Raw genomic sequence first — 20,127 nt, 5'->3', positions numbered from 1 at the left:
ATCATTAATATTGGCAGGTCAGATTGGGCACTTCTCAACAAAACAATCGTTGTGCATCACACTTTATGCATGTTATTGCTGTAAGACATCACAAAAAAATATAACAACGGGCCAGTCTCGGGCAGGAAAAATGATCTCATCACAACAGCGGTCCATCGCCACATTACTGGCGTCGTCTCTTCTTTTAACCATTGGTCGTGGTGCCACACTGCCTTTTATGACCATCTATCTTAATCGCCAGTACGATATGAGCGTAGAGCAGGTTGGCTATGCGCTGACGGTGGCGCTTACCATCGGCGTGGTGTTCAGTCTGGGATTTGGCATCCTGGCCGACAAGTTCGATAAAAAACGCTATATGCTGCTGGCGGTTTCCGCTTTTTTAATGGGGTTCGGCGCGATACCGGTGGTGGATCATGCGGGACTGGTGGTGCTCTTTTTTGCCATCATTAACTGCGCCTATTCCGTCTTTTCAACCGTTCTGAAGGCCTATTTTTCCGATACCCTGGGGGCGACGGCGAAAACGAAAATTTTCTCCCTCAACTACAGCGTCATTAACATTGGCTGGACCGTAGGTCCGCCGCTGGGCACATTACTGGTGATGTATAACCTGAACCTTCCTTTTCTGCTGGCCGCCACCTGCTCGGCGGTACCGGTGGTTATCATACAACTCTTTGTACAGCGTATTAGCCACGCTGTCAGTGAGGAGAACCGCGTTGCCTGGTCGCCCTCGGTGTTATTGAAGGACAGAGCGCTGCGCTGGTTTACCTTTTCCGGCTTTCTGGCCTCCTTTGTTGCAGGCTCTTTTGCCTCCTGTATTTCGCAGTACCTGATGTCGGTGGCGGATAATGCTTTCGCGGAGAAGGTCGTTGCCGTGGTCTTACCGGTAAATGCCGCCGTGGTGGTCACCTTACAATATGCGGTGGGCCGTCGGTTAACGGCCTCTAACCTGCGTCCACTGATGAGCGCCGGTACGGTCTGCTTTATTCTGGGGTTGGTAGGTTTTATGCTGTCAGGCGGCAATCTGTGGTACTGGGGATTATCGGCGGCGGTCTTCACCTTCGGGGAGATAATCTATGCGCCGGGCGAATACATGCTGATTGATAACATCGCGCCACCGGGCATGAAGGCGAGCTATTTTTCCGCGCAGGCGCTGGGGTGGTTAGGGGCGGCAATGAACCCGATGATGACCGGTATCATTCTCTCATCGATGCCCGGCTGGTCACTGTTTTCGATCCTCATTCTGGTGGTGTTCTTTGCCTGGCTCGCCATGATTCGCGGCATCCAGGCAAAGCCACTGGGACAGTTGACGATGAGCAAAAGCGAGCCGGTTTAACCCTGATCCCGCAGCTGAGGCTGGTTATCCATCAGGCGGATCGAGGGGGTCAGAGAGGTCAGCAGGGTCGCCAGCACGACAGCAAGTGCGCAGGCCAGAAGCACCACTGGACTACCAAACTGCAGTGCTAACGGCCCGGCGGCAATCTCACCTACCGGGATCGCCACAAACGACCCCATCGCATCCCAGGCATAGACCCGTGCCAGCGTGTGCGCGGGAATATGGGTTTGCAGCGACTGAGCCCAGACCACGCCAAACTGACCAAAGCCGAGACCGGCCATGAAGAACGCCGCCATCAGCAGGGGTGTGGAGGGGAACAACCCCAGAATCACCATCGGGACCGCACAGAGCGCCACCAGAATAACACCGACAAAAAGGTCACGCCGGGGGCGCCAGCGTAGTGCGGCCAGCGAACCAACGATAAGCCCAACGCTTTGAGCGGCGACGATAAAGCCCCATCCCGTCCGCCCGAACGAGCTATCCGCCACAATCGGCCCGAGCACCATCACCACGCCGCTGAATGCCGCATTGATGATAGTGAACTGCACGACTATCGCCCAGACCCAACTGCGGGCAATAAACTCCCTCCACCCCTCGCGCAGATCCTGCAGGATGTTGGACGTCGGGGCCGCGCTTTGTGTCGCCGTCACCCGTATACGATGATAAAGCGGGGCGGCAGCGGCGAAGCCTAAGGCATCAATTGCCAGTCCCCACCCCGGCCCGATGGCGCTGGTCAGTAAGCCCCCCATTGATGCGCCGATAACCGTTCCACCATAAACACCCAGTTGAATCAGCGCATTGGCTTCCCGCAGGTTTCGCACCGGCACCGTTTGCGGCACCAGGGCGGAAGAGGCAGGCAACGCGATCCCGGCGGCGGCTCCGTTCAGCGCACCCAGCACCGCCAGCAAAGGAATGGTGGCGAGGCCATCCAGCACCACCCATGCCACCACGCCCTGTGACAGCGCAGCGGCCAGTGAGGAGGAGACCATCACGCGGCTTCGTGAATACCTGTCCGCCAGCACGCCGCCAAGCAGTAAAAATGCGACGTTAAACAGTGAGCGCGCGGCGACCACCATGCCCAGGTCTGCGGCAGACCCACCGATATCCAGCACGGCAAATGCGAGTGCAATGGGGGCGATGCCGTTGCCGAGAACGGTCAGCAGACGAGCCGAAAACAGGTTGCGAAAAGAGGCTGAGTGAAGTGCACGCCGGGAACTCACTGCGCCCTCCCGGTCGTCGGTTGAGACATTTTCAATCAATAGGTCCTTATTCTGCTGAGGTGTCCGCCGTGACCAGGGAACGCAAAACGGACACGCGGGGTTTCCCCCGCCTGTCCGTTCATCATGGAATTCGCGCAGTGTGCCTGGTTTACCAGACCTGCTCTGCAATTTGGGTCACGAGGCGTACTTTATCCCATTGCTGCGCAGGTGTCAGGGAATTGCCCTCTTCTGTGGAGGCGAAGCCACACTGCGGGCTCAGGGAAATCTGGCTGAGATCGACATACTGCGCGGCCTCCTGCAGACGGGCTTTGATACCTTCCGGATTTTCAAGCTCCCCATGTTTGGTGGTGATCAACCCCAGCACAACCCGCTGTTTACCCGGACGCACAAAACGCAAGGGGGCAAAATCGCCGGAGCGATCGTTGTCATACTCGAGGAAAAACGCATCGACGTTAACCGTGCCAAACAGCACTTCTGCCACCGGCTCATAGCCGCCTTCGGCGATCCAGGTCGAACGGAAGTTACCCCGACAGACGTGCAGGCCGATGGTGAGATCTTCAGGTTTACCCTCCAGCGCCTTATTCAGGACGCGGGCATAAATGCGTGCCAGCTCATCGGCATCCTCGCCGCGTTCAGCAATCTGGCGGCGCTGTTCGTCTGAACAGAGATAAGCCCAGACGGTATCGTCGAGCTGCAGGTAACGGCACCCGGCATCGTAAAAGGCGTGGATAGCATCGCGCCAGGTCGTGGCCAGATCGTCAAAATAGCGATCCAGATCCGGGTAAACGGTCTCGTCAATCCCTTTGCGGCCACCGCGAAAATGGAGCACCGCCGGACTGGGAATGGTCATCTTCGGCTGCGCATTCCCGCTGATGCTTTTCAGATAACGGAAGTCTTCAAGCATCGGATGGTCGCCAAATCCCAGTTTGCCCGTCACGCGAACGCTATGAGCTTTGGTCTGGACGCCATTGAACTGTATCCCCTGCTCTGATTCATAACGTTCGACCCCCTGTAAGCCCTCGAAGAAATCGAAATGCCACCACGCGCGGCGAAATTCACCGTCGGTGACCACGTGCAAGCCGCATTCACACTGCGCCTGTACCACCTCCCTGATGGCTTCGTCTTCTACAGCACGCAGTTGCGCGGCGCTGATAGCGCCCTGCGCACACTGCTGGCGTGCCAGTTTGATGCTGTCCGGGCGTAAAAAACTGCCGACGATCTCTGCGCGATAGGGGGACGGGTGGCGTTGCATGCTCTTCTCCTTAGGCGCCGGGCGGAGTAGTTTCCCGGCGTGATTGTTCACTATTTGAATTTATAGCCATCTGGATGGCTAAATGTCCAAATACAATGGCATGTCCCTGTCCGTTGAACAAACGAGAAATTTTCACGCCACATGAATTTTTTTCACGATTGGGCAAAGGCAAAGCCTTCATCTTCCCATCCGGTCATCCCCCCGAGCATGATTTTCACCGCCAGCCCCATGCGGGCGAGCTTAAGCGCAGCGCGATCGGCCCCATTGCAGTGCGGGCCAGCGCAATAGACGACAAAAAGCGTCTCCCTCGGCCACTGCGCCATGCGTTCCGGCGTCATATACCGATGCGGCAGATGCAGAGCGTGGGGCAGATGGCGACGGGCAAAGGTCTCCGGGCTGCCCACCACATGCAATAACACAAAATCCTGCTCTTCATTACTCAGCGCCTCATGGACATCGGCACAATCCGTCTCGACGCTCAGTCGGCGCAAAAAGTGGGCGACGGCTTCTTCGGGGGACGCGGCTGGAAAATCAGTTACTGTACTCATCATGGTTTCTCCGTGTTAGTGTTAACACTACTGTAACGAATACCCCACTTTCTGACTGCGTGGCGTCATGACAGAAAACCGCAAAATAATGACAATTTCAGGATCCCTTCGCGCTCCCCATCATGTGGTTGTGCTTGCCTATGACGGTCTGTGTACCTTCGAGTTTGGCGTGGCAGTGGAAATTTTCGGCTTACCCAGACCGGAACTGGGGGAGAACTGGTATCGCTTTTCGGTGGCAGCGGTAGATGAAGGGCCCCTTCAGGCCACGGGCGGGATCCGCATCATGACGGAGGGCGGACTTGAACTACTGGATCAGGCCAACACCATTGTGGTGCCTGGTTGGCGCGGGGCGCAGGTGCCCGTACCAGAGGCCCTGTGTGAGGCGCTCCGGCAGGCGCACCAGCGCGGCTGTCGCCTTATCTCCATCTGTTCAGGTGTGTTTGTCCTTGCCGCCACCGGGCTACTCAACGGACGGAAAGCCACCACCCACTGGCGTTATACCGGCCAGTTGCGACAGCATTATCCGCTGATTGAGGTGCTGGAAGATGCGCTCTATTACGATGAGGGACGCGTGATGACCTCCGCGGGTAGCGCGGCTGGTATCGATTTATGTCTGCATGTGGTGCGCGAAGATTTTGGGCGTGAGATTGCCAATAATGTGGCGAGACGGTTAGTGGTACAGCCCCATCGTGACGGAACACAGACCCAGCAGTTGGTAGAGCCGGTAGCCCGCACACGGGAGAGCCAGTCTCTTGGGCAGTTATTTGATTATCTCCATCAGAATCTGGCCGGCGACCATACCGTTGCGTCTCTGGCCGCACGCGCCGGTATGAGCCCACGGACTTTTTTACGCCGCTTTCAGGAGTCCACTGGCACCACACCGGCGCGGTGGATATTACAGGAGCGTTTGAAACGCGCAAAAACGTTATTAACCCAGTCAACAATGCGCATCGATGCAATTGCGGGCCATGCCGGGTTTAATAATACGGCCTCGATGCGGCACCATTTTCAGCAATGCTTTGCCCTGACGCCAGGGCAATATCGACAAAAATTTACGCTCCCCGATAAGTAATTCACCTAATTCAGCGTTTGTTTAGATTCACCTGAGTAATATCTCTTCCATCGCAATAACCACCTGGAAAATGAGGCGAGTAGTCAATAACGGGAGAGAAATATGTCAGGAAATATGCACGTATTTTTAGCAGTACTGGGAATTATCTTATTTTCTGGTTTTCTGGCGGCTTATTTTAGCCATAAATGGGACGACTGATGAACGGCGATATTCCCCTGCCGGGAAGGCCCCTTACGTAATTGCATAAGGGGCCTTTTTCTTTGGTACTACTTTTTTCAGCCGAAAAAAAACCGCCAGTAGACTGGCGGTCAAATGCTTGCATGGATAGATTTATGTTTTGGTCTTATCGCCATCCCACTCTGGTGAGGAGATTCGCGGATCGGGACCACTCTACCCATCGCATGTTCAATGAATCCTCAACAACGAAAGGTTAACTGCTGCTGCACAGGGGCAGCACACTGAGATGTGACTGGCATCACTTCATGACGCGCCCGCTTCAGTGTGGCAGGCCCACACTGCTATCTCCCTTTCATTACCAGCAGCGCGGCTTCCATAAAAATTTCATCTTCAATACCGTCGCCCCGGTTTCTACCCTGACGCTCAATTTCTTTAATGATGTTGTCCCGGTTGATGATTTGGCCGGAAGAGACCAGCCCGATTACCGCCGCGCCAATGGCTAATCCAATGAGTCCCGTGCGCTCGTCATTGAATTTCATACGCACTCTTCTCCTCGTCTGTCACCCGACAAAAATTTAGCACAGCGTCCTGCAACGTCCAGCCTGCAGGATAAAAACCCGCATTTTTTAAAAGGAAAAGTGTAACCCTTTACGACGTGACCGTCCTGGAGCCATCATCACTGCAGCCTCACGACGCCGGAAATCTGAGTGCCTGACGGTGCGTCATATAATTCGCCTTGTCTTTATCAGCATCTCATATAAATAAACACGCGCTTATGACCCGTTATTACGCCATGCGCTGTCGGTTTAAACCATAATGCGCACGGACGACGCGCCGCAGTTCGTATCTGTCGACTGTAACGGCAGCACGCTCCTCCGGAATTGCCAGCCGGTATTCGCGACCGGGAATAAGCGTTGTCAGACGATACCATTTATTTTTATAAAGGATCCTTCTCATCACTTTATCCACCCTCTTCTCTTTTCATTTATTTTTTCGTCAGGAAGAGTGTAGTAGCGGTAAATTTTTGGAGAAGGACAAACATGCATAAAAGCCTTAATTAACGACCTCAGGCATTAAAACCCACCAATATTAAGGAGGACCTGAAAATATATTCCCCGCCATCTCTGTTAATAAAAAGTGGCAAAATGTTTAAAACGTTGTCGCTTTAAAGCGTTTTATTATGTCGCACTCTTGCAGGCCGAAACGACGTGAGTTCCGGGCAGAATCCATAATGCGCGCCCGACTACAGTCGATGGGTGTCCAGTCCTGCAGCCTTAAGCCTGTCAACAATTTTGAACATTTTCGCGACAACAGTACGGAATGACTGGTTAACGCCAATGCCATCGCAGATTTTTTCCCGGGGAAGGTGCTTAAGCTGATCGGCATATTTAATAAGCTGCAAATGCATTTCAGCCAGTTTGGTGCGCGGTGGGGCTTCGCTGAGCGCTTTTTTGATTGCGTCGTAAATCTGTTGCTCGCTGTTCATCAAAAATACCTTTATCTGGGGCGCGAGAGAGTTTGTAGCATATCGCCGTTTAAAATTTGTGATGAAAGTATCCACATTGTAAAAATATATCCTATTTTCAGATCCTGCCAGCAAAAAACCGGGCCTTAGCCCGGTCTGGTGCTGCAGAAAATCGATTATGCGCTCAAGCCGCGATTGACCAGCATCGGCTCTGGCAGGGGATCGTGCCCGCGCCACTGGCGATAAAGTTCAGCCAGATCGGCACTGTTACCACGGGACAAAATAGCATCCCGGAATCGCTGTCCATTTTCCCGGTTAAGCCCGCCCTGCTCCACAAACCACTGGTAGCCATCATCGGCCAGCATCTGCGTCCACAGGTAGGCGTAATAGCCCGCCGCGTAACCACCGCCGAAAATATGGGCAAAGTAACTGCTGCGGTAGCGCGGAGGAACCGCGTCAAGGTCGAGGGATTCACGGCGAATGGCTTCTGACTCAAACGCATCAACGTCCGCGACGCCTGCATCCGGGCGCAGGCTGTGCCAGTTCATATCCAGCAGCGCGGCGCTGAGCAGTTCGGTCATGTCATAACCTTTATTGAACTGCGTACTGCGAAGCATCTTCTCGCGTAGGGCCTCCGGCATCGGCTCACCACTTTGATAATGCCGCGCGTAGCGGGTGAATACCGCCGGATGGCTGGCCCAGTGCTCATTGATTTGCGACGGAAACTCGACAAAATCCCGCGGAGTATTGGTGCCAGAAAGCGTGGCATAACGCTGACGGGCGAACAGTCCGTGTAGCGTATGGCCGAACTCATGAAACAGTGTGACCACGTCATCCCAGGAGAGCAGTGCGGGCTGGCCTGCAGCGGGTTTCTGGTAGTTACAGACGTTGTAAATTACCGGCAGCGTTTGTGCCAATTGAGACTGCTCAACGAAGTTACCCATCCAGGCTCCGCCGCTTTTGGAATCACGGGCAAAGAAATCGCCATAGAAGAGTCCCATCCCTTCGCCGCTGTGGTCGAAAATTTCCCATACCCGCACATCCGGGTGATAGACCGGGATGTCGAAACGCTCTTCAAAGCGAATGCCGAACAAGCAGGTTGCGGTATAAAAGACCCCGTCAATCAGCGTGTTTTCCAGCGCAAAATAGGGGGCGATTTGCGCGTCGTCTACCTCATATTTTGCCAGACGCACCTGCTCGGCGTACCATCCCCAGTCCCAGGCTTCGGCGGTAAAACCGCCCTGCTGATCGTCAATAACGTTCTGAATATCAGCCAGTTCGCGCTCCGCTCTCGAGCGTGCAGCCGGAGCGATCCCGCGCATAAAATCAAATGCCGCCTGCGGCGTCCCGGCCATCTGATCGGCAATCTTCCAGCTGGCATAATCCGGGAAGCCAAGCAAGTGCGCCTGTTTTGCGCGCAGATCTGCAAGCCGCAATACAATATCCCGGGTATCACAGGCATCGCCTTTCGAGGCACGCTGCGTGCTGGCGCGGAATAAATTTTCACGCGTCTGGCGATCGCGCAGCGCGGCAAGAAGGGGCTGCTGGGTGGTGTTAAGCAGCGTCAGAAGCCACCTGTCATTGAGCCCTTTGTCCTTCGCCGCCAATGCCGCGGCGGTAATGGCCTCTTCGCTTAGCCCCTGGAGTTGATGGCGATATTCCACCACCACGCCTCCGGCTTTGTCGGCAGCCAGCAGCCGCTGGTTAAACTGACTGGTTAAAGCTGCGGCTTCGGTGTTGAGCGCTTTAAGGGCCTGTTTTTCATCGGTACTAAGCGTGGCGCCTGCCAGCGTAAATTTCTGCCAGACGATATCAACCAGGCGCAGGGATTCTGCGTCCAGTCTGGCAGAGTCGCGTGCCTGCCATACGGCATCTATTCGCCGGAAAAGCCTGTCGTTCAGATAGATATCGTTTGCAAGCTCTGCAAGCTCGGTGGAGAACGCCTCATCGAGCTGCTGTAAAAAATCATTGGTGTGGGCAGAGGTCATGGCGAAGAAAACCTGAGTGACACGCGTCAGGATTTCACCGCTACGTTCAAGCGCCACAATGGTGTTCTCAAAATTCGCAGGCGCCGGGTTACTCACGATAGCATCAATGTCGGCACGTTTTTGTGCTACCCCCTGGTCAAAAGCCGGGCGGTAATGCTCCTGACGAATCAGATCAAACGGCGGAGCCTGATACGGCAGCGTGCTGATGCCTGAAAAGGGCGTTGTTACTGACATATTTCACTCCTGAAGAGGTTTAATTCATTCAGCCTGGCCAGCCGAAAACTGTATCGCAACGATTTCACCAGGTTGTCGGAAAAGTGGGCCAGTTCTGTCGGCAGGCCATCTCACATCATAAGGAAAATCTTCAACTGCAACATATCAGGGCTAACCCTGTGTTGTCGCGCATGCTATGGTAATACTACACAAAAAGCGTTGAGGAACAGTGAGATGATTATGTTAGTTACCGGAGCCACAGCGGGTTTTGGCGAGAGCATAGCGCGTCGTTTCCTGAAAAACGGGCACCGAGTCATTGCTACGGGTCGCCGCCAGGAGCGTCTGCAGGAGCTGAAAGACGAACTGGGCGACAACCTTTATACCGCGCAGGTGGATGTGCGTAACCGCGCGGCCATTGAGGAGATGATGGCGAACCTTCCTGCTGAATGGCAGAACATTGACGTGCTGGTTAACAATGCAGGCCTGGCGCTCGGTCTGGAACCGGCGCACAAAGCCAGCATTGAAGACTGGGAAACGATGATCGATACCAATAATAAAGGCCTGGTGTACATGACCCGCGCGGTACTGCCGGGCATGGTTGAGCGCAACCGTGGTCACATCATTAATATTGGTTCTACGGCAGGCAGTTGGCCATATGCGGGCGGTAACGTCTATGGTGCTACAAAAGCGTTTGTGCGCCAGTTCAGCCTCAATCTGCGTACCGACCTGAACGGAACGGCGGTTCGCGTAACCAATCTTGAGCCTGGCCTTGTGGGTGGCACCGAGTTTTCTAACGTGCGTTTCAAAGGCGATGATGATAAAGCCGGAAAAACCTATGAGAACACTAACGCCCTCTCCCCGGAAGATATCACTGACGCTGTGTGGTGGGTGGCGACGCTGCCGAAACATGTCAACATCAATACGCTTGAGATGATGCCGGTGAGCCAGACCTATGCCGGTCTGAGCGTACATCGCGACGCCTGATTATCTCGTCCCGGCCTGCGGGCCGGGTATGGGAACGGCGATAAATAAGTGGTATGGTACACAGGTTAACCTTATAAAAAGTAAGCACGAATGACCGTTGAAACCCAACTCAATCCGACACAACCCGTAAACCAGCAAATCTACCGCATTCTGCGTCAGGATATTGTTCATTGCCTGATCCCACCGGGAACGCCATTATCGGAAAAAGAGGTGTCGGTGCGTTTTGACGTGTCACGTCAGCCGGTCCGCGAAGCCTTTATCAAACTCGCTGAAAACGGCCTGATTCAGATTCGCCCCCAGCGTGGCAGCTACGTCAATAAAATTTCACTGACTCAGGTCAGAAACGGATGCTTTGTTCGTCAGGCAATTGAGTGTGCTGTCGCCCGACGCGCCGCCGGCATGATAACCGACAGCCACTGCTACCAACTTGAGCAGAATCTCAACCAACAGCGTATTGCTATTGAGCGCAAACAGCTTGATGACTTCTTCCTGCTCGATGATGAGTTTCATCAGAAACTGGCGCTCATCGCCGATTGCCAGCTTGCCTGGGACACCATCGAAAATATTAAAGCCACCATTGACCGTGTGCGTTACATGAGCCTTGATCATGTTTCCCCGCCCGAAATGCTGCTGCGTCAGCATAATGATATTTTCGTGGCGCTGGAAAACCGCGATGCCGATGCCGTAGAAAGCGCAATGACCCACCATTTACAGGAAATCAGCGCCTCGGTGAAACTGATCAGTCAGGAAAATCGCGACTGGTTCAGCGAAGAGTAATTCGCCCCCCTGCGCTCTCCTTCTTCAACGTCATGCGGTTTGCATTCGTAAAAAAGTGTGACGTTGATCAAAAGCAAAAAATTCTTCTCTCAAAAGCGTATTTTTAGAGCGTCCGTTCCGGGGACGACGTCTGCCCCGGTATGTCTGGCGGATGTTAACAGGAGAAACTACCATGATGACTTATGATCGTAACCGTAATGCTATAACCACCGGCAGCCGCGTGATGATTAATGGCACGGGCCGCACCGGGAAAATTATTGCTATCCATGCAGAGGGTCTGGATGCGAGCCAGGTACGCCGCAGCAAAACGGTAGAAGTCGAAGGATGTGAAGGCCAGTTCGAACCCGTAGAGCTGATTCGCCTCGGCCTGCACTAAAAGTGAAAATGCCGCCGGATGGCGGCATTTATGCCTCAGTAGCTGGCAATATACTCCGCAACCGTGGCTTTCGCCCCTTTAGCCAGTAGCCCCTGATAGGCCGTCAGTATCGCGTCGACAAAGGTTGCCTCCCGCGGTAACTCATTACCAAAAATCGCCTCAATGCCTAATAACGCCTTCACTCGCGCTTCACCGTCAGCACTGCCCTTAACCGCTTGCTGAATAACCGCGAGCAGCGGGTCGCTTACGTCAATGGCTTGCCCCTGCTCATCCACACCGCCTACGTAGCGCATCCAGCCTGCAATACCCAGCGCCAGCAGACGGAACTCATGCTGATGGACCAGATGCCAGCGCACGGAGTCAAGCATACGCTGCGGCAATTTCTGGCTACCGTCCATAGCAATCTGCCAGGTGCGGTGACGCAGCGCGGTGTTACTGTAACGGGCGATCAGCAGGTCGGCATAGTGTGCCAGATCCACGCCCTTCACTTTCAACGTGGGCGCCTGCTCCGCCAGCATCAGCGTATGCGCTGCACGGCGATAGTTATCATCTTCCATGCACTCGTTGATATGTTGATAGCCAGCAAGATAGCCCAGATAGGCGAGGAAAGAGTGGCTGCCGTTAAGCATCCGCAGTTTCATCTCTTCGAATGGCACCACGTCCGCGACCAGCTCCGCACCGGCTTTTTCCCACGCCGGGCGACCAGCAACAAAGTTGTCCTCAATCACCCACTGGCGGAATGGCTCGCAGGCAACCCCTGCCGGGTCACGCACGCCGGTTAGCTGTTCAATTTTATCGAGCGTATCGGCCGTCACGGCAGGCACGATACGATCCACCATGGTTGACGGGAAGGTCACGTTCGCCTCGATCCAGTCAGCCAGCTCACCATTCACGGCACGGGCAAACGCGCAGATGACGTTGCGGGTGACATGGCCGTTTTCCGGCATATTGTCGCATGACATGACGGTGAAAGGTGCAAGCCCGGCGGCTTTGCGCCGTGCCAGCGCTTCGACGATGACCCCTGGCGCGGATTCAGGCTGATGAGGGTTTTGCAAATCAGCCGCGATAAAAGGCGTTTCAGGCACCAGCTTACCGGTTGCCGGTGAGTGACCGTAGCCTTTTTCAGTGATGGTCAGAGAAACAATAGCAACCTGAGGTTCGCACATCGCCGCCAGCACGCTTTCCAGACCATCAACCTTCGCATGAAGCGCACGCGTTGCCACGCCAACGACACGTGCCGTCCATGCGTCAGCGGACATCTCCGCTACGGTATAGAGGTTATCCTGCATTTTCAGGTCAGCGATTTGCTGCTCACCCCCTATCAGGTTGACTTCGCAATAGCCCCAGTCGCTGCCATGTTCTGAGGCCAGAATATCGGCATAAACGGACTGATGCGCGCGGTGAAACGCGCCGAAGCCCAGATGCACGATGCGGGGAACGAGTTTGCTACGATCGTATGAGGGTAACGTGGCATTTGCTGTTAACAGTCTGTTTTCCATGGAGTCACTCTGTTCGTGTTTTATGAGTTTTGTTACGTCTGAGGCAGTTATCGTGTCTACCATCCCACCAAATTGGTATGACATCTTTGATTCAGGTCAACTACCATACAAGAAGAGCGGTGTCAGTTTCCCACAGGGCATGTCAAAAGGAAGAATCACTCCGCAGGCGTGATGGTGACGCGTATATCAACAATAACCTGTTGTTTACGCGTCATATCAGTGGTTGCATGACGGCTCCTGTTGCGGTGACTTTACGCATCAGGATAACTACCATACAAGTATAACATCTAAAAAGAGCGCCTCAGCTCACATATTTTGTCGACTCAGTCAGCGCGTCCCCAGCCCGCGACAATAATTAACATGCCGCACAACGCGACAGCGGCACCCAGCCAGTCATACAGACTGAGTTTTACTCCGTCCACCACCCGCAACCAGAGCAGCGCGGTGCAGACATAGACGCCGCCGTAGGCCGCATACACCCGCCCGCTGGCGGCAGGATGAAGGGTTAACAGCCAGACAAAAAGCACCAGCGCGACGGCGGCAGGTAGTAGCAGGAGCGGTGTGGCTCCGCGTTTAAGCCACAGCCAGGGAAGGAAACAGCCCAGGATTTCGCACAATGCGGTCAGGAAAAAAAGCAGCGTCGTTTTTAGCATTTCCAGTATTTTTCAATAAGCCTTGACTGAACTATCTTAACGGAAAAGCCACTAATAATGGGACTTCCCGGCGGCTACCCTCGATCGGGCGAATCAAGTACACTTGATGTAGGGATGTTGCGTCACTCTTAATGAAGGAAACCATCATGAACATCACACTGAGCAAACGCCTTTGCCTGACGGCGATGCTGACGCTGGGTGCAATTTTGTACACGGCCAGTGCCACCGCGAAGACGGACAAACTGATCATTGAATCCGGCGACAGCGCGCAGTCCCGCCAGCAAGCGGCAATGGAAAAAGAGCAATGGGATGATACCCGTTCGTTGCGCCATAAGGTGAACAAACGCGTTGAAAAAGAGTGGGACAAAACCGATGTCGCCTTCGATGCGCAGGATAACTGCCATAAAAGCGCCAACGTTAACGCCTACTGGGAACCCAATACCCTGCGCTGCCTTGATCGTCGCACCGGTCGCCAGATAACCCCGTAATTTCTGCATTTCAGGGCGCTTTGCGGCGCCCTTCCTCCCGTTTCAGCAAAAGGATTTCCTCATGACCGACACCAGACAGGTCAAACTTCGTCCGCTTGAGCGCGAAGATCTCCGCTTTGTCCACCAGCTTGATAATAATGCGAGCGTCATGCGTTACTGGTTTGAAGAGCCTTACGAAGCCTTTGTGGAGCTTTCTGACCTCTATGACAAACATATTCATGACCAGAGTGAACGCCGCTTTGTTATTGAGTGTGATGATGAAAAAGCCGGCCTGGTTGAACTGGTTGAAATAAACCATGTCCATCGCCGTGCGGAATTTCAGATTATCATTTCGCCGGACTTTCAGGGTAAAGGGCTGGCGTCCAGAGCAGCGAAACTTGCGATGGACTACGGCTTTATGGTGCTTAACCTCTACAAGCTCTATCTGATTGTCGACAAGGAAAATGAAAAGGCTGTCCATATCTACCGCAAACTGGGTTTTATGGTGGAGGGAGAGTTAATTCATGAGTTCTTTATTAATGGTGAATACCGTAACACCATTCGGATGTGTATTTTCCAGCATCAGTATCTGGCCGACCACAAGCCGACGGGCACCACCTTACTCAAGCCCACCGCCCAGTAAGGCGGTGGGATGTCAGGTTAATAGTATTTGATAGTATTTTTAATGCTGTACTTGTGTTCTACGGCAGGGGTAACGCTTTCATCAATAATAACCAGCTGGCAGGCGACCGGGTTATCGTGGCTGTCATAGTCACAGGTTTGCTTCACATTGCTTAGCGGTTTGTCGTTGAGCACGCTGACTGCCGTGTAATCCAGTTTTTTACGCGCATCCCGTGAAGGTGTGGATGCCACGGAGAGGTGTGCCTCTTTCGAGAGCGTGGATTTGCCAAGCGGGTAGCCCTCGCTGTCATAACGATAGGTCACCTCAACGTCCTTGCCTCGTGCGACCGAAATGAAACCGCGATCGTCCGTGTCCCAGGTCAGCCCGGCGCTGGGATACTCAGCCAGCTGGCATTTTCCCTGCAAACGCAGACGCTTTTCCTGCGTTTCAGCATCAATGTAATAGTTGGCGTTCAGCACCAGTTCAACGCCCGTGTTGTTTTCCACATCATGCAGTTCGAGGGTATCGAAACATCCCTCTTTAGAGAGCGTGCCGCTGACGCGTTTGGACACTTCTCCCTTTTCATTAAGCAGCGTCTGACTGAAGTCTTTCACTGGCCCGCGCAGCGGATCGAAATCGAATTCGTTCGAAAAACTCGCCATCTCCGGCGTATAGGATACAGGTCCCTTCTTGTCATCACACCCCGCCGTCAGAGCGATAAGCGCGATGAGTATCATTTTGTTCTTCAATAGGTTCACCAGAATTTGCGATACGTTGCGCTTATATTAGCAAAACCTCTAACGTCTCTGGCAATGACAATTTCCTTCACATGAAAAGAATGTCGCGTAGCCCGCCCAGATTCCAGACTACCCCTCCTGCGGCAATCAGCAGTAAAACCAGGGCGGAGCCTGCGGAATAGCGTCTGCCCTGCCCGCTGGTGAGAAAGCGTTTTACGGCGAGGATATAACCGGTTAACACCACGAAATCAAACAGGATCCAGACCAGCGAGAGGGTAATAATGCTGGTGGTAAAATCGCGACTGATCCCCATAAACTGGGGAAAAAACGACACAAAAAACAGAATGTCTTTTGGGTTCGCGACACCGGTGACAAACCCCCTTAGAAATCCGCCCGATACGGCATCGGCAGAAGGCGCTTCCCCACCGCCGGTGTCTGGATGCCTGAGCGTGCGGATGGCGCTCCAGCCGATAAACAGCGAGCCTGCCATCCCTAACACACTAAGAAAACCAGCATGTAGCGTGACAACACCGCTTAACATCAGCATGGCGGCGGCAATCAGCACCAGCGAGGCGAGGTTTGTTCCAAGCGATGTCAGAAAAGCCCGTCCATACCCTGACACGGCTGCCGTGCCCGTCACCAGCAATACCACCGGGCCAGGAGTGAGTAAAAGGGTCAGTATCGACAAAACATAGGCGCCGAGGAGCGCAACATTCAGGGTGTGCATAAGGGGTTCCAGTGAAGTTCTCGTACGGTAAGTATGAAAAAACCCCGGCGGCCAGAAAAACGAGTTAAACTGATTTCAATTGTGATTAAAACTCAATATTGGATTTTTATAATGATAAAAAACCTTCCTCACCTTTACGCACTGCGGGCCTTTTCCGTTGCCGCGCAATACGGCTCGTTCAGCCAGGCTGCAGAATTACTCAATGTAACAGCGGGGGCGGTTAGCCGTCATGTTCGTACGCTTGAAGCCTGGTTTGACTGTCAGTTGTTTACGCGAAACGGCCCGAAAGTCAGTCTTACCGACGCCGGTAATATGCTGGCAAGTGATTTACAGCAGGGCTTTTCGCTACTCGAAGCGGCTTGCCATCACATGCGAAGCCACCATCAGCAGCTTCGCTTAAAAGCGCCCTCAACCCTGACCATGCGCTGGCTTCTTGACGTAATGGCGCGGTTTAATGAGCAATACACCACCCCTGAAATTAATATCTCCAGCGTATGGATGGACGTCGACAACGTTGACTTCACCAAAGAGGCCTTTGATTGCGCCATTCTGTTAGGCAGTGGTCAGTTTGGGCCAGGCACCCGCAGTCTGCATTTGTTTGATGAATGGCTGGTGCCTATCTGCGCGCCCGCCTTGCTGGAAAAGGCCCGGGAAAACCTTGCCGGTTGCGAATTGATTCACCCTTCACGCGATCGACGCGACTGGCGACGCTGGCTGGCCGGAACGGGGTTATTCCCCGGCCTGAACCTGACCGGCGGCAAGGTATTTGACACGCTTGAGCAGGGCATGATGGCGGCAATGGGGGGCCACGGTGTGGCGATTGGCGATCTGTTGTTAAGCCAGACCGTGCGGGAGCAGCACTTGCTGGTCATTCCTTTTCCCGAAAAGATCAAAACGGGTGATGGCTATTATCTGGTCTGGCCGGCGGATTCGAAGCGGCAAAATAATATCGACAAACTCGCCCGGTTTTTATGTCAGAACGCCCCTCGTTATATAGAATGATCTATAGCGAATTAAAGCAGCAACGCCTGCGATCGCTATTCGTCTGAGTTTTACCTTAACCTTACTTAACACCTGCTACGCTTGTGGCTGGCAGACAAAATAAGGAGTTTGATATGAAACATTCTCTCTGGTTAGGTGCCGTTATGTTCACGCTGTCCGCTTCGGCCTTCGCAGCGCCGGACTCCTGCGAGCGGGTAAAAAATGATATACAACAAAAGATTATCAACAATGGCGTTCCTGAATCCGGGTTCACGCTGACCGTAGAACCTAACGATCAGAGCAGCGCTTCCGATGCGCAGGTAGTCGGGCACTGTGCGAATGATGGCTGGAAGATCCTCTATACGCGTAGCGGAAATAATCAAACCCAAAGCGGCGAAATATCACAATCTGACACCGCCCAACCAGCGTCACAATAATTGAATTAATTTCAAAAAATAATGGGGAATCTGCTTCTTATTGATCCCCATTAATATTTGACTACTCCCGAATAAGTAGCATAAAGCCATAATTAGCCAAATAGTAGTTCCGGTGAGTTATTACTTTTTGATATTACTTATAGTGGAGTGAGCTATGTCCCACGATGAACACCACGCTGGCATCAGTCGGCGAACGCTCGTCAAGAGTACCGCGCTGGGTTCGCTTGCGCTGGCCGCGAGCAGTTTTTCCCTCCCCTTTGGCATGCGTTCAGCGGCAGCGGCAGTACAACAAGCGATGCATACAGCCGACGATACTGTGGTCTGGGGAGCCTGTTAGGTTAACTGCGGTAGCCGCTGTGCACTCCGCTTTCACGTGAGTGATGACAGCGTCACCTGGGTGGAAACGGACAATACCGGAGAGGATATCTACGGAGATCACCAGGTCCGTGCCTGCCTGCGCGGTCGATCTATTCGCCGCCGTATCAATCACCCGGATCGCCTCAATTACCCAATGAAACGGGTAGGCAAACGCGGCGAGGGGAAATTCGAGCGCATCACGTGGGATGAAGCCCTTGACACTATAGCCACCAGCCTCAAAAACACGGTGGCGAAATACGGCAATGAGGCGGTCTACATTAATTACTCCTCCGGTATCGTCGGGGGCAATATTACCCGTTCTTCCCCTTCCGCCTCGATCATTGCGCGCCTGATGAGCCTTTACGGTGGTTTCCTCGGCCAGTACGGCACTTACAGTACCGCCCAGATTGCCTACGCCATGCCCTACACCTATGGTTCAAACGAAGGCAACAGCACCTCTGATATCGAAAACAGTAAACTGGTCGTGATGTTTGGCAACAACCCCGCAGAAACCCGTATGAGCGGCGGCGGTATTACCTATTTCCTCGAACAGGCACGTGAACGTTCCAACGCGCGCATGATCGTTATTGACCCGCGTTATACCGACACCGCCGCCGGACGTGAAGATGAGTGGATCCCCATTCGCCCCGGCACCGATGCAGCCCTGGTGGCCGGGCTCGCCTGGGTGTTGATTAGTGAAAATCTGGTCGATCAGCCCTTCCTCGACAACTACTGCGTAGGTTATGACGAGAAAACCCTGCCCGCTGATGCACCGGCTAACGGCCACTATAAAGCCTATATTCTGGGCCAGGGCGCTGATGGCATCGCCAAAACGCCGCAGTGGGCCTCGGCGATAACCGGCATTCCGGCCGATCGCATTGTTAAACTGGCGCGTGAAATTGGCACCGCCAGACCGGCCTACATCTGCCAGGGCTGGGGACCGCAACGCCAGGCGAACGGTGAACAGACCGCCCGAGCTATTGCTATGCTGCCAATCCTGACGGGCAACGTAGGCATTAACGGCGGCAACAGCGGCGCGCGCGAGTCAACTTACACCATTACCATCGAACGCATGCCGATGCCGGAAAATCCGGTCAAAACCAAAATTTCCTGCTTCACCTGGACCGATGCCATTGCCCGCGGCCCGGAAATGACCGCCCTGCGCGATGGCGTACAGGGGAAAGATAAACTCGACGTGCCGGTGAAGTTCATCTGGAACTACGCGGGCAACACCATTACCAATCAGCACGGGGATATCAACCGCACCCATGACATTTTGCAGGACGACACCCAATGCGAAATGATTGTGGTCATTGAGAACTTTATGACCTCCTCGGCAAAATACGCCGATATCCTGCTGCCGGACCTGATGACCGTTGAGCAGGAAGATATCATTCCTAACGATTATGCCGGCAACATGGGCTACCTGATTTTCCTGCAACCCGTCACCACGCCAAAATTTGAGCGCAAACCGATTTACTGGATAACCAGCGAAATTGCCCGCCGCCTCGGGCCGGATATTTACCAGAAATTCACCGAAGGCCGCACCCAGGAGCAGTGGTTACAGTATCTGTACGCCAGGATGAAGGAAAAAGATCCGCAGTTGCCCTCTTACGACGAACTTAAAAAAATGGGCATCTACAAGCGCAAAGACCCCAACGGGCACTTTGTGGCCTATAAAAAATTTCGCGATGATCCTGTGGCCAACCCGCTGAAAACGCCCTCCGGTAAAATCGAAATTTACTCCAGCCGTCTGGCGAAAATAGCCAGTACGTGGGAGCTGCAAAAGGATGAAGTGATAAGCGCCCTCCCGGTTTATGCCTCCACCTTCGAAGGCTGGGATGACCCGGCGCGCAGCACTTACCCCCTGCAGATGTATGGTTTTCACTATAAATCACGTACCCACTCCAGTTACGGCAACATCGACGTGCTCGAAGCGGCTTGTCGCCAGGAAGTGTGGCTCAATCCGATTGATGCGCAAAAGCGTGGGATCGCCGATGGCGACAAGGTGCGAGTGTTTAACGGACGCGGTGAAGTACGTCTGGCCGCGAAGGTCACGCCACGCATCATGCCCGGCGTGAGCGCCATGGGCCAGGGCGCCTGGCACGATGCCAATATGACCGGAGATCGCATTGACCACGGTGGCTGTATGAACACCCTGACCACGCAACGCCCGTCACCGCTGGCAAAAGGCAACCCGCAGCACACCAATCTGGTTGAAATTGAGAAGGTTTAAGGAGTA

At 53.9% G+C, this 20,127-nt stretch carries 21 protein-coding genes and 1 pseudogene; 11 read left to right on the top strand and 11 right to left on the bottom strand.

The genetic code is table 11. From position 1 onward, the window contains the following. The first annotated feature begins 130 nt into the window (after positions 1–130). On the top strand, positions 131–1,333 hold the full coding sequence (ydeE, locus tag M1D91_RS11520; protein ID WP_437434034.1) for an efflux MFS transporter YdeE: 1,203 nt from the start codon (positions 131–133) through the stop codon (positions 1,331–1,333). Here the strand turns inward: ydeE and M1D91_RS11515 are convergent. The 3 genes from M1D91_RS11515 to M1D91_RS11505 all read right to left on the bottom strand — a co-directional run bounded on the left by M1D91_RS11515 (position 1,330) and on the right by M1D91_RS11505 (position 4,353). Continuing rightward, the gene (locus tag M1D91_RS11515) at positions 1,330–2,553 is read right to left on the bottom strand and encodes an MFS transporter (protein WP_437434035.1); all 1,224 of its coding nucleotides are present in this window, start codon (positions 2,551–2,553) and stop codon (positions 1,330–1,332) included. The two genes, ydeE and M1D91_RS11515, sit on opposite strands and share 4 nt — an antisense overlap. 148 nt (positions 2,554–2,701) lie before the next feature. Then, positions 2,702–3,805, bottom strand: a complete 1,104-nt coding sequence (locus tag M1D91_RS11510; RefSeq protein WP_437434036.1) for a cobalamin-independent methionine synthase II family protein — start codon at positions 3,803–3,805, stop codon at positions 2,702–2,704. 152 nt (positions 3,806–3,957) lie between these two features. Continuing rightward, entirely contained in the window at positions 3,958–4,353 is a 396-nt protein-coding gene (locus M1D91_RS11505; RefSeq protein WP_437434072.1) for a rhodanese-like domain-containing protein, read from the bottom strand. Between the two features lie 67 nt (positions 4,354–4,420). On the opposite strand from M1D91_RS11505, the gene ftrA reads away from it, so the two are divergent. Together ftrA and mgtS are read left to right on the top strand one after the other, a co-directional pair. Next, entirely contained in the window at positions 4,421–5,425 is a 1,005-nt protein-coding gene (ftrA, locus tag M1D91_RS11500; protein WP_437434037.1) for a transcriptional regulator FtrA, read from the top strand. 102 nt (positions 5,426–5,527) lie between these two features. After that, positions 5,528–5,623: a protein MgtS gene (mgtS, locus tag M1D91_RS11495; RefSeq protein WP_437434038.1), complete on the top strand. Its 96-nt coding sequence runs from the start codon at positions 5,528–5,530 to the stop codon at positions 5,621–5,623. 320 nt (positions 5,624–5,943) lie between these two features. Here the strand turns inward: mgtS and M1D91_RS11490 are convergent, their stop codons facing one another. From M1D91_RS11490 to dcp, 4 genes are all read right to left on the bottom strand, one after another. Beyond that, positions 5,944–6,141, bottom strand: a complete 198-nt coding sequence (locus tag M1D91_RS11490) for a hypothetical protein (RefSeq protein WP_437434039.1) — start codon at positions 6,139–6,141, stop codon at positions 5,944–5,946. Between the two features lie 247 nt (positions 6,142–6,388). Continuing rightward, positions 6,389–6,559, bottom strand: a complete 171-nt coding sequence (locus tag M1D91_RS11485; protein WP_437434040.1) for a hypothetical protein — start codon at positions 6,557–6,559, stop codon at positions 6,389–6,391. Positions 6,560–6,845: 286 nt separating this feature from the next. Continuing rightward, the gene (locus M1D91_RS11480) at positions 6,846–7,088 is read right to left on the bottom strand and encodes an HTH-like domain-containing protein (RefSeq protein WP_437434041.1); all 243 of its coding nucleotides are present in this window, start codon (positions 7,086–7,088) and stop codon (positions 6,846–6,848) included. A gap of 155 nt (positions 7,089–7,243) precedes the next feature. Continuing rightward, positions 7,244–9,289: a peptidyl-dipeptidase Dcp gene (dcp, locus tag M1D91_RS11475; RefSeq protein WP_437434042.1), complete on the bottom strand. Its 2,046-nt coding sequence runs from the start codon at positions 9,287–9,289 to the stop codon at positions 7,244–7,246. A gap of 213 nt (positions 9,290–9,502) precedes the next feature. Here dcp and ydfG point away from each other — a divergent pair, with 213 nt between their 5' ends. The 3 genes from ydfG to ydfZ all read left to right on the top strand — a co-directional run bounded on the left by ydfG (position 9,503) and on the right by ydfZ (position 11,405). Beyond that, positions 9,503–10,252 carry a bifunctional NADP-dependent 3-hydroxy acid dehydrogenase/3-hydroxypropionate dehydrogenase YdfG gene (gene ydfG / locus M1D91_RS11470; RefSeq protein ID WP_437434043.1) on the top strand — a complete coding sequence of 250 codons (750 nt, stop codon included), beginning with the start codon at positions 9,503–9,505 and terminating at the stop codon, positions 10,250–10,252. 90 nt (positions 10,253–10,342) lie between these two features. Next, positions 10,343–11,029 (top strand): GntR family transcriptional regulator, encoded by a 687-nt coding sequence (locus tag M1D91_RS11465; RefSeq protein WP_437434044.1) that lies wholly within the window; start codon positions 10,343–10,345, stop codon positions 11,027–11,029. A 172-nt stretch (positions 11,030–11,201) separates the two neighbouring features. Next, positions 11,202–11,405 (top strand): putative selenium delivery protein YdfZ, encoded by a 204-nt coding sequence (gene ydfZ / locus M1D91_RS11460; RefSeq protein ID WP_437434045.1) that lies wholly within the window; start codon positions 11,202–11,204, stop codon positions 11,403–11,405. Positions 11,406–11,440: 35 nt separating this feature from the next. Here ydfZ and M1D91_RS11455 read toward each other — a convergent pair whose 3' ends face one another. Both M1D91_RS11455 and M1D91_RS11450 read right to left on the bottom strand, forming a co-directional pair. Continuing rightward, positions 11,441–12,904, bottom strand: coding sequence for a mannitol dehydrogenase family protein (locus M1D91_RS11455; RefSeq protein WP_437434046.1), 1,464 nt, complete (start codon positions 12,902–12,904; stop codon positions 11,441–11,443). A 323-nt stretch (positions 12,905–13,227) separates the two neighbouring features. Continuing rightward, on the bottom strand, positions 13,228–13,557 hold the full coding sequence (locus M1D91_RS11450; RefSeq protein ID WP_437434047.1) for a YnfA family protein: 330 nt from the start codon (positions 13,555–13,557) through the stop codon (positions 13,228–13,230). Between the two features lie 146 nt (positions 13,558–13,703). Here M1D91_RS11450 and M1D91_RS11445 point away from each other — a divergent pair, with 146 nt between their 5' ends. Beyond that, on the top strand, positions 13,704–14,045 hold the full coding sequence (locus M1D91_RS11445) for a DUF1283 family protein (RefSeq protein ID WP_437434048.1): 342 nt from the start codon (positions 13,704–13,706) through the stop codon (positions 14,043–14,045). Positions 14,046–14,106: 61 nt separating this feature from the next. After that, positions 14,107–14,667, top strand: coding sequence for a spermidine N1-acetyltransferase (gene speG, locus M1D91_RS11440; protein ID WP_437434049.1), 561 nt, complete (start codon positions 14,107–14,109; stop codon positions 14,665–14,667). A gap of 17 nt (positions 14,668–14,684) precedes the next feature. Here speG and M1D91_RS11435 read toward each other — a convergent pair whose 3' ends face one another. Beyond that, positions 14,685–15,383 carry a YnfC family lipoprotein gene (locus M1D91_RS11435; RefSeq protein WP_437434073.1) on the bottom strand — a complete coding sequence of 233 codons (699 nt, stop codon included), beginning with the start codon at positions 15,381–15,383 and terminating at the stop codon, positions 14,685–14,687. 88 nt (positions 15,384–15,471) lie between these two features. Then, positions 15,472–16,101 (bottom strand): LysE family translocator, encoded by a 630-nt coding sequence (locus M1D91_RS11430; RefSeq protein ID WP_437434074.1) that lies wholly within the window; start codon positions 16,099–16,101, stop codon positions 15,472–15,474. Between the two features lie 120 nt (positions 16,102–16,221). Here M1D91_RS11430 and M1D91_RS11425 point away from each other — a divergent pair, with 120 nt between their 5' ends. The 3 genes and pseudogenes from M1D91_RS11425 to ynfE all read left to right on the top strand — a co-directional run bounded on the left by M1D91_RS11425 (position 16,222) and on the right by ynfE (position 20,121). Then, positions 16,222–17,112 carry a LysR substrate-binding domain-containing protein gene (locus tag M1D91_RS11425; protein WP_437434050.1) on the top strand — a complete coding sequence of 297 codons (891 nt, stop codon included), beginning with the start codon at positions 16,222–16,224 and terminating at the stop codon, positions 17,110–17,112. 113 nt (positions 17,113–17,225) lie between these two features. After that, positions 17,226–17,528, top strand: coding sequence for a DUF1161 domain-containing protein (locus tag M1D91_RS11420; RefSeq protein WP_437434051.1), 303 nt, complete (start codon positions 17,226–17,228; stop codon positions 17,526–17,528). A gap of 154 nt (positions 17,529–17,682) precedes the next feature. After that, a pseudogene (gene ynfE, locus M1D91_RS11415) lies at positions 17,683–20,121 on the top strand (selenate/tellurate reductase subunit YnfE). Positions 20,122–20,127: the final 6 nt, after the last annotated feature.

This window comes from Enterobacter sp. SA197 (assembly GCF_054131575.1).
This window is presented reverse-complemented; position numbering and strand designations above follow the sequence as displayed.